The organism is Streptomyces sp. NPDC024698, assembly GCF_055559015.1.
In genome coordinates, this window is the sequence record NZ_JBVHLK010000003.1 from 167006 (window position 1) to 181089 (window position 14084).

Genomic DNA, 14084 nt, shown 5'->3' on the forward strand with positions numbered 1-14084 from the left:
AGGCCCGTCGCCGTCGTCCCGGGTCCCCGGCACCGCTCACCCATGCCCCCTCGTACACAAGGATTGTGATGCAGCGTCAGCAGCCGACGATCACCGAATTCTCCGTCTACCCCGTCGCCGGACGGGACTGCATGGAGCTGAACCTGTCGGGTGCCCACGGTCCCTGGTTCACCCGCAATGTCGTGGTCCTCAAGGACTCCGAGGGGCGGACCGGGCTCGGCGAGGTACCGGGCGGGGAGAAGATCACCCGCACGCTGCGCGACGCCGGGGCCCTGGTGCTCGGCTCCAAGCTGGGCGACCACCAGCGCGTCCTGCGCGAGATCGGGGACCGCTTCGGTGACCGTGACGCGGGCGGCCGCGGCGCCCAGACCTTCGATCTGCGCACGACCGTCCACGTCGTCACCGCCGTCGAGTCGGCCCTGCTCGACCTGCTCGGCCAGCACCTCGACGTACCGGTCGCCGCCCTCCTCGGGGACGGGCAGCAGCGTGACCGGGTGCGGGTGCTCGGCTACCTCTTCTTCGTCGGGGACCCGGACCGCACGGATCTGCCGTACGCCCGCGAGAGCGGATCGGACGTGGACTGGTACCGGCTGCGGCACGAGAAGGCGCTCACGCCCGACGCGATCGTCCGGCAGGCCGAGGCCGCCCACGCGCTGTACGGGTTCCAGGACTTCAAGCTCAAGGGCGGTGTCCTGGAGGGCGCCGAGGAGGTCAGGGCCGTCCGCGCGCTCAAGGAGCGCTTCCCCGCCGCCCGGGTCACGCTCGACCCCAACGGCGCCTGGTCGCTGCGCGAGGCGATCGAACTGTGCGGACCCCTGGCCGCCACCCTCGCCTACGCCGAGGACCCCTGCGGCGCGGAGGACGGCTACTCGGGCCGGGAGATCCTGGCCGAGTTCCGCCGGGCGACCGGGCTGCCGACGGCGACCAACATGATCGCCACCGACTGGCGTCAGCTCACCCACGCGCTGGCGCTCCAGTCGGTCTCGATCCCGCTGGCCGACCCGCACTTCTGGACCATGCGGGGCTCGGTGCGCGTGGCCCAGCTGTGCAACGCGATGGGCCTGACCTGGGGCTGTCACTCGAACAACCACTTCGACATCTCGCTCGCCATGGTCACCCACTGCGGGGCCGCGGCACCGGGCCCGTACAACGCCCTGGACACGCACTGGATCTGGCAGGAGGGCCTGGAGCGGCTCACCGTCGACCCGCCGCGGATCGTCGGCGGCGAGATCGCGCTGCCGGACGCACCCGGTCTGGGCGTCCGCCTCGACATGGACCGGCTGCTCGCGGCGCACGAGCTGTATCTGAAGGAGGCGCTCGGCGCCCGTGACGACGCGGTCGCCATGCGTCACCTCGTGCCCGGGTGGGAGTTCGACCCCAAGCGCCCCGCCCTGGTGCGCTGAGCCGGCCGGTCAGGACCGCTCCCGCGAAAAGCTCCCCCGGACCCCTTGCACTGACGACGAACACCTGAATTACTGTCCGGAAAGGATCGACCGAATGATCGGTCGTCCGGTATGGCATGGTTGGCGAGGGAGAGGGCGCGATGGCGGGCTCGACGGACTCGAAGGGCCTGCTCGATGCGGGCGAGCGGCTGGACCTGGAGGGGCTCCGGGCGCTCCAGCTGGAGCGGCTGCGGGCGTCACTGCGGCACGTCTACGAGAACGTCCCCTTCTACCGCGAGTCCTTCGACAAGGCCGGGCTGCGCCCCGACGACTGCCACTCGCTCGCCGACCTCGCCCGGTTCCCCTTCACGGTGAAGGCGGACCTGCGGGAGAACTACCCGTACGGGATGTTCGCCGTGCCGCAGGCGGAGATCCGGCGCCTGCACGCGTCGAGCGGGACGACCGGACGGCCCACGGTCGTCGGCTACACGGAGAACGACCTGTCCATGTGGGCCGACATGGTGGCCCGTTCGATCCGCGCGGCGGGCGGGCGGCCCGGCGACAAGGTCCATATCGCCTACGGCTACGGGCTGTTCACGGGCGGACTCGGCGCCCACTACGGAGCCGAACGCCTCGGCTGCACGGTGATCCCCGCGTCCGGCGGCATGACGGCCCGTCAAGTGCAGCTGATCCAGGACCTGAAGCCCGAGATCATCATGGTGACCCCCTCGTACATGCTGACCCTGCTCGACGAGTTCGAGCGACAGGGCGTGGACCCGCGGGGCACCTCGCTGCGGGTCGGCGTGTTCGGGGCCGAGCCGTGGACCGAGGAGATGCGCCGCGAGATCGAGGAGCGGTTCGCGATCGACGCGGTCGACATCTACGGACTCTCGGAGGTCGTCGGCCCCGGTGTCGCCCAGGAGTGCGTGGAGACCAAGGACGGTCTGCACGTCTGGGAGGACCACTTCTACCCGGAGGTCGTCGACCCGATCACCGGCGAGGTGCTTCCGGACGGCGAGGAGGGCGAGCTGGTCTTCACCTCGCTCACCAAGGAGGCCATGCCCGTGATCCGTTACCGGACACGGGACTTGACGCGCCTGCTGCCCGGCACGGCACGGGTCTTCCGCCGGATGGAGAAGATCACCGGGCGCAGCGACGACATGGTGATCCTGCGCGGGGTCAATCTGTTCCCGACGCAGATCGAGGAGATCGTGCTGCGGACGCCGGGAGTCGCCCCGCACTTCCAGCTCCGGCTGACCCGCGAGGGCCGCCTCGACGCCCTCACCGTGCGGGCGGAGGCCCGGCCGGGTGCCACACCCGAGACGCGCGAGGCGGCGGCGCGGGCGATCACCGCGGGCGTCAAGGACGGGATCGGCGTCTCGGTGACGGTGGAGATCGTCGAACCGGAGTCCCTGGAGCGGTCGGTGGGCAAGCTGAAGCGGATCGTGGACCTGCGCCCGCGCGCCTGACGGGTGCCGGCGGACCGCCGGTCGGGCCCGCGGGCCCGACCGGCAGCGGCCAGGGCCGCGGGGGCTCCTGACACCCCCGCGGCCCTGGCCGCTACACCTGGCCGAACCGGTCCCGCAGTTCCCGCTTGAGGATCTTTCCGCTGGCGTTTCGGGGCAGCTCGTCCACGAACAGGACCCGCTTGGGCGCCTTGAAGCGGGCGAGCTTCTCGCGAGCGTGGGCGATCAGTTCGTCCTCGGTCACCTCGCCGCGGGGGACGACGACCGCGGTGACGGCCTCGATCCAGCGCTCGTCGGGAAGTCCGACGACGGCCACCTCGGCGACGCCCGCGTGCGTGTACAGCGCGTCCTCGACCTGCCGTGAAGCGACCAGGACACCACCGGAGTTGATGACGTCCTTCACCCGGTCCACCACGGTGAAGTAGCCATGGGCGTCGCGCACGGCGAGGTCCCCCGAGTGGAACCAGCCGTCGCGGAAGGCCTCGGCCGTCTCCTCCGGCTTGTCCCAGTAGCCCTCGCACAACTGCGGTGAACGGTAGACGACTTCACCCGGTGTCCCGTCGGGAACGTCCTTGCCGTCCTCGTCGACGACCCGCGCGTCCACGAACAGCACGGGCCGTCCGCACGAGTCCATCCGGCCCTTGTGCTCGTCCGGTCCGAGAACGGTGGCGAGGGGGCCGATCTCGCTCTGCCCGAAGCAGTTGTAGAAGGCGAGCTTCGGCAGACGCTCGCGCAGCCGTTCCAGGACCGGGACCGGCATGATCGAGGCGCCGTAGTACGCCTTGCGCAGTCCGCTCAGGTCGCGTTCGGCGAAGTCGGGGCGGTTCGACAGGCCGATCCACACGGTGGGCGGGGCGAACAGGCTGTCCGCGCGGCCCGCCTCGATCAGGTCGAAGAGCTGCCGCGCGTCCGGCGCGTCGAGGATGGTGTTCGAGGCGCCGACCGCGAGATAGGGCAGCAGGAACACGTGCATCTGCGCCGAGTGGTAGAGCGGCAGCGAGTGCACCGGCAGGTCCCCGGCGCTCAGATCGAGCGCGGTGATCGCGCTCAGGTACTCGTGCACCAGCGCGCGGTGGGTCATCATCGCACCCTTGGGCAGCGCGGTGGTGCCCGAGGTGTAGAGGAGCTGCACGAGCGTGTCGGCGCGCGGCTCCTCACCGTCGTACGGGCGTGCCGCCTCCAGTCGTACGAGGAAGGAGTCGTCGGCGTCGCGCAGCGGCAGGGTCCGTACGCCCTCGGGGAGCCGGCCCGCGAGGTCGGGGTCGGTCAGGACCAGGGAGCAGCCCGACTGGCCGACGATGTAGGCGAGGTCGTCGCCGGTCAGGTTCTGGTTGACCGGCACATGGACGAGTCCGGCGCGGGCGCAGGCGAGGAAGCCGATCAGATAGGCGTCCGAGTTGTGGCCGTAGGCGCCGACGCGGTCGCCGGGGTTCAGCCCCGCGTCGAGGAGGACGGTCGCCGCGCGGGAGACGGCCTCGTCGAGTTCCGCGTACGTCCAGGAGCGCTCTCGGTAGTCGACGGCGCGCCGCGCCGGTGTGCGCCGGGCACTGCGGCGCAGCACCCCGTCGACCGTACTGCCGTGTCCAGGCTTCATGCACGTGATCCTCGATCCACGCCGGTGCGAGGTCAAGTGAGTGCGGCGCGCCGTCGTGCCGCGGTGTCCTGGTCACATCGCCCGGGTGCGGCCCTCCCAGTAGGGATCGCGCAGCCGCCGCTTGTACAGCTTCCCGTTGGGGTCGCGGGGCATGGCCGTGATGAAGTCGACGCTCTTGGGCCGCTTGTAGCCCGCGAGTTGCCGCTCGCAGTGGGCGAGGATGTCGGCCGCGAGCGCGGGACCGGGTTCGTGGCCCGGCGCGGCCTCGACCACGGCCTTGACCTCCTCGCCCCAGTCGTCGTGCGGGATGCCGAAGGCGGCCGCGTCGGCGACGGCGGGGTGGGAGAGCAGGGCCGCCTCGATCTCGGCCGGGTAGATGTTGACCCCGCCCGAGATGATCATGTCGATCTTGCGGTCGCGCAGGAAGAGGTAGCCGTCCTCGTCGAGCAGGCCGAGGTCGCCGACGGTGAAGAAGTCGCCGATGCGGTTCGTGCGGGTCTTGGTCTCGTCCTTGTGGTACGAGAATCCGCCGGTGCTCATCTTCATGTAGACGGTGCCGAGTTCACCGGGCGGCAGCCGGTTGCCGTCGTCGTCGAAGACGGCCAGTTCGCTGATGGGCCAGGCCTTGCCGACGGTGCCGGGCTTCTTCAGCCAGTCCTCGGCGGTCGCGAAGGCGCCGCCGCCCTCGCTGGCCGCGTAGTACTCCTCGACGCACTCGCCCCACCACGCGATCATGGCTCGCTTCACATGGTCGGGGCACGGGGCGGCGCCGTGGATGGCGTGCCGCATGGAGGTGACGTCGTAGCGGGCCTTCACCTCGTCCGGAAGGGCGAGGAGCCGGTGGAACTGGGTCGGGACCATGTGGGTGTGGGTGCTTCGGTGCGCGTCGATGACCCGCAGCATCTCCTCGGGCGTCCACTTGTCCATCAGGACCAGCCGGTGGCCGATGTGCAGGGACGCGCCGGCGAACTGGAGGACCGCGGTGTGGTAGAGCGGCGAGCAGACGAGGTGGACGTTGTCGTCGTACGGCCTGATGCCGAAGATGGCGAGGAAGCCGCCGAGGTAGGACTCCTCGGGGAGCTTGCCCGGCAGCGGGCGCCGGATGCCGCGCGGGCGGCCTGTGGTGCCCGAGGTGTAGTTCATGACCCAGCCGAGGGTGCGGTCGGCGGGCGCCGATCCGGGCTGTCCGTCGAGGAGTTCGGCGTACGGCCGGAAGCCCTCGATCTCGCCGACGGCGTACCGCTGCCGCTCCGGGAGTTTCGCCTCGTCGGCGGCGCCCCGGGCCGCGTCGGCGAACCGTTCGTGGGCGATGAGGACCTTGGCCCCGGAGTCGGAGACGATCCAGGCGATCTCGGGCCCGACGAGGTGGTGGTTGACGGGGACGAGGTAGAGACCGGCCTGCGAGGCGGCGAGGTAGGCGACGAGGAACTCGACGCCGTTGGGCAGCACGACGGCGAAGGAGTCGCCGCGTTCGAGGCCGGCGGCGCGCAGCCCGTGGACGAGCCCGTTGGCCGCCTCGTGGAGACGTCCGGCGGTCCATTCCTCTCCCGCGGGGGTGACCAGGACGACGCGCGCGGGGTCGGCGGTGGCCTGGGCCCAGAAGCCGTTGGGTGAAGTGGTCATGCCTGTTCTCCCCTGCCCGCGATGAGGTTGATGCGGTCGACGGCGCGCTCGAAGCCCCGGGTCAGCTCGTCGAAGACCTCCTGGACCGAGCGTTCGCTGTTCATCCGGCCGACGATCTGCCCGACCGGTGTGCCCAGCAGCGGCTCCACCTCGTACTTCTGGATGCGGGAGACGGCGTCGGCGACGAGGAGTCCCTGGAGCGGCATGGGGAGCGTGCCGGGCCCGGCCGGGTCGTCCCAGGCGTCGGTCCACTCGGTGCGCAGCTGCCGGGCGGGCTTGCCGGTCAGGGCGCGCGAGCGGACGGTGTCGCCGGAGCCGGCCGCGAGCAGTTTCCGGGTGACGGCCGGGGAGTGCATGTCGGCCTCCGTCACGGTCAGCCAGACCGAGCCGAGCCACACTCCCTGGGCGCCGAGGCTCAGCGCTGCGGCCACCTGCTCTCCGCTGCCGATGCCTCCGGCCGCAAGGACGGGCAACGGGCCGACGGCGTCGACGACTTCGGGTGTGAGCACCATGGAGGCGATGTCCCCGGTGTGACCGCCGGCCTCGTAGCCCTGGGCGACGACGACGTCGATGCCCGCCTCGGCGTGCTTGCGCGCGTGCCGGGCGCTGCCCGCGAGCGCCGCGACGAGCACTCCCTTCTCGTGGGCGCGCCGGACGACGTCGGCGGGCGGTGAACCCAGCGCGTTGGCCAGCAGTTTGATCGGGTAGTCGAAGGCGACGTCGAGCTGACCGCGGGCGACCTGTTCCATCCAGCCGGTGATGCGCCAGCCGGACGCCTCGCCCGCGTCGAGTTCGGGGACGCCGTACTTGGCGAGGGTGTCCTTGACGAACTGGCGGTGCCCCTCGGGGATCATCGCCTCGACGTCGGCCTCGCTGACCCCCTCGACCTTCTTGGCGGGCATGACGACGTCCAGGCCGTAGGGCATGCCGCCGACGTTCGCCTCGATCCAGTCGAGGTCGCGCTCCAGGTCCGTGGGGGCGGTGTAGCGGACCGCGCCGAGCACACCGAACCCGCCCGCGCGGCTGATGGCCGCGGCGACGGCGGGAAACGGCGTGAAGCCGAAGATGGCGTGCTCGACTCCCAGTTCCTTGCTCAGCTCCGTCTGCATGGGCGCAGAATGCCGCAGACCTCCGGACGAGGGAAGGCCTTTTCTGATACTCCGTCAGATACGCGGGGTCTGCTGAGGAAGGAAGGGAACGGCGGCCTTCGGGTCAGTCCTTTCGGCCCGGCGACTCCAGTACCGCCTTCGCCGCGTTGTGGCCCGGGACCCCGCTCACCCCGCCCCCGCGCACCGCGCCCGCCCCGCACAGCATCACGTTGGCGTGCCGGGTCTCCACGCCCCAACGGCCGGTGCCCTCCTGGGCGTAGGGGAAGGCGAGGTCGCGGTGGAAGATGTTGCCACCGGGCAGACGCAGGTCCCGCTCCAGGTCGAGCGGGGTCTTGGCCTCGATGCACGGCCGCCCGTCGGCGTCCGTGGCCAGACAGTCGGCGAGCGGCTCCGCGAGGTGGGCGTCCAGCTGGGCCAGCGTGGACTTCAGCAACTCCTCGCGTACGGCGTCGTTGTCGCGCTCGAAGAGCCGGGCGGGCGTGTGGAGGCCGAAGAGGGTCAGGGTCTGGTAGCCCCGCTCGACCAGGTCCCGGCCCAGGATGCTGGGGTCGGTGAGCGAGTGGCAGTAGATCTCGGAGGGCGGCGCGGCGGGCAGCTCACCGGCCGCGGCCTGCGCGTGCGCGGCCGCCAACTGCTCGTACCCCTCGGCGATGTGGAAGGTCCCGGAGAACGCCTCGCGCGGGTCGACGGAGGTGTCGCGGAGCCGCGGCAGCCGCTTGAGGAGCATGTTCACCTTGAGCTGGGCACCCTCCGCGGGGGCGGGCGGCTCGCCCCCCGTGAGGCGCGCGAGCTCCTGCGGCGAGGCGTTCACCAGGACGTGGCGGGCCGCGACGACGCCCTCGCCGTCGGCCGTCCGGAAGGTGATCTCGGCGGACTCCCCGTCCGTCTCGATCCGCAGCACCTCGTGTCCGGTCTCGATCACCGCGCCGGCCGCGCGCGCGGCGCCGGTGATCGCGTCGGTGAGGGCGCCCATGCCGCCGACGGGCACGTCCCAGTTTCCGGTGCCACCGCCGATCACGTGGTAGAGGAAGCAGCGGTTCTGCCGCAGCGAGGGGTCGTGGGCGTCGGCGAAGGTGCCGATCAGCGCGTCGGTGAGCACGACACCGCGGACGAGGTCGTCGGCGAAGTACTCCTCGACCGCCGCGCCGACCGGCTCCTCGAAGAGGATCCGCCAGGCGTCCTCGTCGTCGACGCGCGCCCTCAACTCCTCGCGGGTGGGCAGCGGTTCGGTGAGCGTCGGGAACACGCGCTGCGCGACACGGCCGGTCATCCCGTAGAAGCGCTGCCACGCCTCGTACTCGCGCTCCGATCCCGTCAGCTTGGCGAACGCCTCGCGGGTGCGCCGCTCGCCGCCGCCGACGAGCAGTCCGGTGGGCCGCCCGTCGCGCTCGACGGGCGTGTACGAGGAGACGGTCCGGCCCCGGACGCGGAAGTCGAGGCCCAGGTCCCGCACGATCTTGCGGGGCAGCAGGCTCACCAGGTACGAGTAGCGCGACAGCCGCGCGTCGACCCCGGCGAACGGCCGGGTGGACACGGCGGCGCCCCCGGTGCCGGCCAGCCGCTCAAGGACCAGCACGGACCGCCCGGCCCGCGCCAGATAGGCGGCGGCGACCAGTCCGTTGTGGCCTCCGCCGACGATCACGACGTCATATCCCTCGTGTACAGGCATGCCTCTTCGTAGCACGTGATGATCTACGTCGGCCAGGGGTGCGCGGCAAGCGGCGGCACTCCGTCCGGGTGGGCGGTCGGGCGCCGCGGCGACCGGGGACCGCTGCCCGGCTCCGCTGCCCTGACGGCCTCGCGGTGGGGTCCCGGTCCGGTCCGTCAGCGTGCCCCGCGGGTGTTGAGGCGGGCGGCCCGGCGGGTCAGATGATCGCGTTCGGCCAGGTCGGGTGCCTTCAGCGCGGCCTGCGCGTAGAGCCGTGCCGCCCTCTGGAGGTCGCCGTCGCGCTCGTGCAGATACGCGGCCACCGCGGTGTGGCGGGGCAGTGTGTCGTCCAGCTCCGCCAGCGCGGCCAGGCCGGCGCGCGGTCCGTCCGCCTCGCCGACTGCCACCGCGCGGTTGAGCCGGACGACGGGGCTGTCGGTCAGCCGCGCGAGTTCGTCGTACCACTCGACGATCTGCACCCAGTCGGTCTCCTCGGCGGCGGGCGCGTCGGCGTGGAGCGCCGCGATGGCGGCCTGGGCCTGGAACTCGCCCAGCCGGTCGCGGGCGAGCGCCTGCTGGAGGATCGCGACTCCCTCGGCGATCGCCCTGGTGTCCCACCGGCTGCGGTCCTGTTCGGCCAGCGGCACCAGACTGCCGTCGGGCGCGGTCCTGGCCGGGCGCCTGGCGTGGTGGAGCAGCATGAGGGCGAGCAGCCCCGCCACCTCGGGATGGTCGACCTGGGCCGCGAGCTGCCGGGTGAGCCGGATGGCCTCGGCGACGAGGTCGACATCGCCCGAGTAGCCCTCGTTGAAGACGAGGTAGAGGACGCGCAGCACGGTGGAGACGTCCGCGTGCCGGTCGAACCTGACGCCGGACACCGTGCGCTTGGCCCGGCTGATGCGCTGCGCCATGGTCGCCTCGGGGACGAGGTAGGCGCGGGCGATCTGGCGCGTGGTGAGTCCGCCGACGGCGCGCAGGGTGAGCGCGACGGCGGACGACGGCGTGAGCGACGGGTGGGCGCACAGGAAGTAGAGCCGGAGCGTGTCGTCGAAGCCCGTCGCCGGTCCCACCGCCGGTTCCTCGTCGACGAGGTCCTCCCGCCGGCGGCGGGAGGCGTCCGCCCGGGTCGCGTCGAGGAACCGGCGCCAGGCCACGGTGACCAGCCAGCCCTTCGGGTCCCGCGGCTCGTCCCGCGGCCAGACCCGGACGGCCTCGACGAGGGCGTCCTGGACGGCGTCCTCGGCCGCCGCGAAGTCGGCTCCGCGGCGGACGAGGACGGCGAGCACACCGGGCGTGAGGCTCCTGAGCAGGGCCTCGTCCATGGCCGAGGTCACTCCGTGACGGTGGGGGACGCGGTCAGGAACGGACGCACCTCCAGCCACTCGTGGATCGGCTTGCCGCCGGCGCCGGGCGCGGCCGACAGTTCCCCGGCCAGTTCGACGGCCCGCTCGTGGGTGTCGACGTCGATCACCATCCAGCCGGCGATCAGGTCCTTGGTCTCGGCGAACGGACCGTCGGTGACCGGCGGACGGCCCTCACCGTCGTAGCGGACCCACTGTCCCTCGGGCGCGAGCGCCTGTCCGTCGACGAACTCGCCGGTCTTCTCCAGCCGGGCCGCGAAGTCGTTCATGTACTGGATGTGCTCGGAGATCTCCTCCGGGGTCCACCGATCCATGGGGACGTCGTTGACCGCGGCCGGGGCGCCCCGGTAGTGCTTGAGAAGCAGGTACTTGGCCATCGTGATTCTCCTCGGTCCTGGTGCGGCCCATTGTGGGCGCGTTCACCTCTGGGACGGAGCGAGCCACGGCTTCTCGACATCACGCCCGAGATTTTTCCGCGCTTTCCCGCTCGGGCCTCTCCGCGCTCTTGCGAAGGCCCTGTCCGCGCCGGTCAGCGCCCTTCGGCCGCCCGCCGCTGCCGCAGGGCGGCCACCCTGCGGTACAGCTCCGCCGCCTCCCGCGCATGTCCCAGCTGCTCCAGACAGTGCGCCTCGTCGTTGCGCCCGGCGAGGGTGTCGGGGTGGTCGGCCCCGAGCACCCGCTCGCGCGCGGCCGCCACCCGCCGGTACTCGGTGAGGGCGTCGGCCCAGCGCCCGAGCCACCCGAGTCCGACGGCGACCTCACGGCGGCTGACCAGGGTGTCGGGGTGGTCGGCCCCGAGGGCGCGCTCGCGGATGGCGCACACGTCACGGGACTCGGCGAGTGCTTCCTCCCAGCGGCCCAGTCGGCCGAGGTTCACGCCGAACCCGTGCCGGGCGCGCAGGGTCTCGGGATGGGTGGCACCCTGTGCGCGGGTCCGGTCGGCGACCAGCGAGTGGTACAGCTCCAGCGCCTGCGCGCCGCGACCGAGCCTGCCGAGGCTGATGCCCACCTCGTAGCGGGCGGCGAGGGTGTCCGGATGGTCGGGACCGAGCGTGCGCGCACGGACCGCCGCCACCTCCTGGTAGGCGCCCAGAGCCTCGGACCAACGGCCCAACTGGCCCAGTGCGTAGGCGACTTCGTAGCGTGTGACCAAGGTGTCGGGATGGGCCGGGCCGAGCACCCGGGCGCGGGCGGCGGCGACCTCGGCCGCCATGCGGTACGAGTCCTCCAGGCGTCCGAGTCTGCTGAGGTTGAAGGCGAGGTTGTGGCGGCAGCGCAGGGTGTCGGGATGGTCGGGGCCCATCGCGCGCTCCCGGGCGGCGAGCACCGACGTGTAGGCCTGGTGCGCCTCGTCGTGACGGCCCAACTGGCCGAGCACATAGGCTATTTCCTGTCGTGCGGCCAGGGTGTCCGGGTGGCCCGCGCCGAGCACCCGCTCCCTGGCCTGGGCGACGCGCGCGTACTCCCCGAGGGCTTCGTCGCAGCGGCCGGTGCGGCTCAGGGTGAAGCCGACCTCGTACCGGCTGGCGAGGGTGTCCTGGTGGTCGGGCCCGAGCAGTCGCTCCCGTTCGACGGCGACCGAGCGGTGGATCTCGCCCGCTTCGGCCCACCGGCCGAGCCGTCCGAGGTTCAGTCCGGCGTTGTGCCGCCCCGCCAGCGCGGTGAGCGACTCCGCCGCGGGGACGGGCCGTTCTCCGCGGGACGGGGCGGGCGGGCCGACGGTGGAGGGGCGGGCGGTCCATTCGCCGGTGAGACCGGCGGACGGGTCGGGCGGGGTGCCGCGCCATCCCGGGCCGGTGGCCTTGTGGCCGGTGGTCATGCCCTCGGTCCAGGACGGCAGTCGGGGGTCCCGGGACGGCGGCTGCGCGGGCCGGGGCGGGAACCGCGGTGCCATGGAGCGCAGTTCGGCGGCCGGATGCGATGCGGCCGAGGCGACCACCGTCGGCACGTACAGGGGTGTCGTGCGCCCGGCGGTGATGCGGCGGGCGAGTTCGCGTGCGTCCTGCGGCCGCTGCTCGGGCTCCTTGGCGAGCAGGTCGAGGATGATCCGCTCCAGGTACTCGGGGAGGTCGGCCCGGTGGCTGCGGGGCGGCTCGGGCGCGGTGTCGCGGTGGCCGACGAGGATGGCCCAGGCGTCGCCGAGGTCGAACGGCGGGGCCCCGGTGGCGATCTCGTACAGCACGCAGCCGAAGGAGTAGAGGTCGCTGCGCTGGTCGACCTCCACTCCGGCGATCTGTTCCGGCGACATGTAGTGCGGGGTGCCCATCGCGACGCCGGTGCCGGTGAGCCGCGAGGTGAAGCCGATGTCATGGCCGAGGCGGGCGATCCCGAAGTCGCAGATCTTCACCGTGCCGTCGGTCAGCCGCATGATGTTCGCCGGCTTCAAGTCGCGATGCACGACGCTCTGTTGGTGCGTGTAGGCGAGTGCCGCCGTCACCTGGTCGGCTATGTCCACGACCTCGTCGACCGTGAGCCGGTGCTGCCGGCTCTCCTCCAGGAGCTGGCCGAGGTTGTGCCCCTCCAGCAGTTCCATGACCAGGTACAGCACGCCGTCGGCCTCGCCGAAGTCGTGGACGACGGTCACTCCACGGTGCTGGAGGGCGGCGGCGACCCGGGCCTCGCGCCGGAACCGCTCCCGCAGGACACGGGCGAAGGAGGCGTCGTGGTGCGGGCCGGGCGGCTTGAGGCACTTGACGGCCACGTGCCGGCCCAGCGATTCGTCGCGGGCCCGCCACACCTCGCCCATGCCGCCGCGCCCGATCGGATCGAGGAGCCGGTACCGGCCCTGGATCAGCCTGCTCTCCGCCATCGCGCGCGATCTCCCCCGTCACCACTCGGACCCGGGCCCACCCCGGTCCCGCCCAGTATGACGAGCTATCGTCCGACTTTGTACGGCCCTGGTGGTGAGCCGGGGCCGAGCCGTGACACGGCCGGGAGAATGTTTCCGGCCGGGAGCCGTCCGTACGGCCGTGCGGGGACACAGCGGAGCGCGGCGCCCATGACACCCGGCCGAGGATCATCGGGGCGCGGCGACGGCAGGGCGCTTGCGCCCGCCATGTGGGCGCGCGACGGCAGAACGGCGCTCACGGTCCCGTCCGCGCGCCCCCGGAGGGTGCGCGCGAGGCGGGCGTGAGGGATCAGCCGAGGTCGAGCAACTCCTCGTGGAATCCCCCGAACCCGCGGTCGCGATCGGCGAGGTGGATCTCCAGGATCCAGTGGCAGCGGCGCCCGGCCTTGTCGGTGCGCCGCAGCGGGGTGTCGTTGTCCGGCACGATGTAGGACTCGACGTGCGCACCCTCGATCGTCTCGTGCGGGAACTCGCCGACCAGGTGTCCGGCGTGCCAGCCGCCCAGTTCCCATCCGGCCTCCGTGGCGAGCCGTTCGACCTCCGCGTACAGCCGCTTGCCGGTGATGTCGGGGTCCGCCTCGAAGAAGCGGCGGCCCGCCGCGAAGACCCGGGGCAGGTCGTCGCGCAGACGGTGCTTGACCGGGTCGTCGCCGAGGACGAAGGTCCGGCCGAAGTCGGCCTCGTACTCCTCGAAGATGGGCCCGAAGTCCGCGAACGCGATGTCGTCCGCGCCGATCACCCGGTCCGGCGGGTTCTCCTTGTACGGCAGGAGTGTGTTCGGTCCCGAACGCACGATCCGCTTGTGCCAGTGCCGCGTCGTACCGAACATCTCGTTCGCCAGGTCCCGGATCCGGTCGCTGACCTCCCGTTCCCCCTGGCCGGGTGCCACGAGCCCGCGCTCCTCGATCTCCGCGAAGAGCCTCGCGGCCTTCGCCTGGGCGTCCAGCAGCCTTGTCGCGCGCGTGAGTTCGTCATCCGCCATGGAACCGACGGTAGGAGCAGCCCTCGATCTTCGGCAACCCGAATCCGCCGACGAGCGGCGGCTTCGTGGTG

Annotated in this window: 10 protein-coding genes; 2 read left to right on the top strand and 8 right to left on the bottom strand. The window is 72.2% G+C overall.

Translation table 11 applies throughout. The features are described from left to right. The first annotated feature begins 68 nt into the window (after nucleotides 1-68). A complete protein-coding gene (locus tag ACZ4AA_RS08540) occupies nucleotides 69-1403 on the top strand; it encodes an enolase C-terminal domain-like protein (protein ID WP_467597573.1) in 1335 nt (444 codons plus the stop codon). Between the two features lie 140 nt (nucleotides 1404-1543). Next, nucleotides 1544-2851, top strand: a complete 1308-nt coding sequence (gene paaK, locus ACZ4AA_RS08545) for a phenylacetate--CoA ligase PaaK (RefSeq protein ID WP_467597576.1) — start codon at nucleotides 1544-1546, stop codon at nucleotides 2849-2851. Nucleotides 2852-2942: 91 nt separating this feature from the next. Here paaK and ACZ4AA_RS08550 read toward each other — a convergent pair whose 3' ends face one another. From ACZ4AA_RS08550 to ACZ4AA_RS08585, 8 genes are all read right to left on the bottom strand, one after another. Beyond that, nucleotides 2943-4442: an acyl-CoA synthetase gene (locus ACZ4AA_RS08550; RefSeq protein WP_467597579.1), complete on the bottom strand. Its 1500-nt coding sequence runs from the start codon at nucleotides 4440-4442 to the stop codon at nucleotides 2943-2945. Nucleotides 4443-4514: 72 nt separating this feature from the next. Next, a complete protein-coding gene (locus tag ACZ4AA_RS08555; RefSeq protein ID WP_467597583.1) occupies nucleotides 4515-6065 on the bottom strand; it encodes an acyl-CoA synthetase in 1551 nt (516 codons plus the stop codon). Then, nucleotides 6062-7174, bottom strand: coding sequence for an NAD(P)H-dependent flavin oxidoreductase (locus ACZ4AA_RS08560; protein WP_467597586.1), 1113 nt, complete (start codon nucleotides 7172-7174; stop codon nucleotides 6062-6064). The genes ACZ4AA_RS08555 and ACZ4AA_RS08560 overlap by 4 nt, the downstream gene beginning before the upstream one ends. A 103-nt stretch (nucleotides 7175-7277) precedes the next feature. After that, nucleotides 7278-8843, bottom strand: coding sequence for a phytoene desaturase family protein (locus ACZ4AA_RS08565; RefSeq protein WP_467597589.1), 1566 nt, complete (start codon nucleotides 8841-8843; stop codon nucleotides 7278-7280). Between the two features lie 155 nt (nucleotides 8844-8998). Next, nucleotides 8999-10144, bottom strand: a complete 1146-nt coding sequence (locus tag ACZ4AA_RS08570) for an RNA polymerase sigma factor (RefSeq protein WP_467598900.1) — start codon at nucleotides 10142-10144, stop codon at nucleotides 8999-9001. Between the two features lie 8 nt (nucleotides 10145-10152). Further along, nucleotides 10153-10560: a YciI family protein gene (locus ACZ4AA_RS08575; RefSeq protein ID WP_467597592.1), complete on the bottom strand. Its 408-nt coding sequence runs from the start codon at nucleotides 10558-10560 to the stop codon at nucleotides 10153-10155. Nucleotides 10561-10712: 152 nt separating this feature from the next. After that, nucleotides 10713-12992: a serine/threonine-protein kinase gene (locus ACZ4AA_RS08580; protein WP_467597595.1), complete on the bottom strand. Its 2280-nt coding sequence runs from the start codon at nucleotides 12990-12992 to the stop codon at nucleotides 10713-10715. 328 nt (nucleotides 12993-13320) lie between these two features. Then, a complete protein-coding gene (locus ACZ4AA_RS08585) occupies nucleotides 13321-14013 on the bottom strand; it encodes a M24 family metallopeptidase (RefSeq protein WP_467597598.1) in 693 nt (230 codons plus the stop codon). Between the last annotated feature and the right edge of the window lie 71 nt (nucleotides 14014-14084).

Coding starts and splice junctions, on each gene's coding strand:
- ACZ4AA_RS08540 (WP_467597573.1), top strand. CDS start 69: ATGCAGCGTCAGCAGCCGACGATCACCGAATTCTCCGTCTACCCCGTC.
- ACZ4AA_RS08560 (WP_467597586.1), bottom strand. CDS start 7,174: ATGCAGACGGAGCTGAGCAAGGAACTGGGAGTCGAGCACGCCATCTTC.
- ACZ4AA_RS08580 (WP_467597595.1), bottom strand. CDS start 12,992: ATGGCGGAGAGCAGGCTGATCCAGGGCCGGTACCGGCTCCTCGATCCG.
- ACZ4AA_RS08570 (WP_467598900.1), bottom strand. CDS start 10,144: ATGGACGAGGCCCTGCTCAGGAGCCTCACGCCCGGTGTGCTCGCCGTC.
- ACZ4AA_RS08550 (WP_467597579.1), bottom strand. CDS start 4,442: ATGAAGCCTGGACACGGCAGTACGGTCGACGGGGTGCTGCGCCGCAGT.
- ACZ4AA_RS08575 (WP_467597592.1), bottom strand. CDS start 10,560: ATGGCCAAGTACCTGCTTCTCAAGCACTACCGGGGCGCCCCGGCCGCG.
- ACZ4AA_RS08565 (WP_467597589.1), bottom strand. CDS start 8,843: ATGCCTGTACACGAGGGATATGACGTCGTGATCGTCGGCGGAGGCCAC.
- ACZ4AA_RS08555 (WP_467597583.1), bottom strand. CDS start 6,065: ATGACCACTTCACCCAACGGCTTCTGGGCCCAGGCCACCGCCGACCCC.
- paaK (WP_467597576.1), top strand. CDS start 1,544: ATGGCGGGCTCGACGGACTCGAAGGGCCTGCTCGATGCGGGCGAGCGG.
- ACZ4AA_RS08585 (WP_467597598.1), bottom strand. CDS start 14,013: ATGGCGGATGACGAACTCACGCGCGCGACAAGGCTGCTGGACGCCCAG.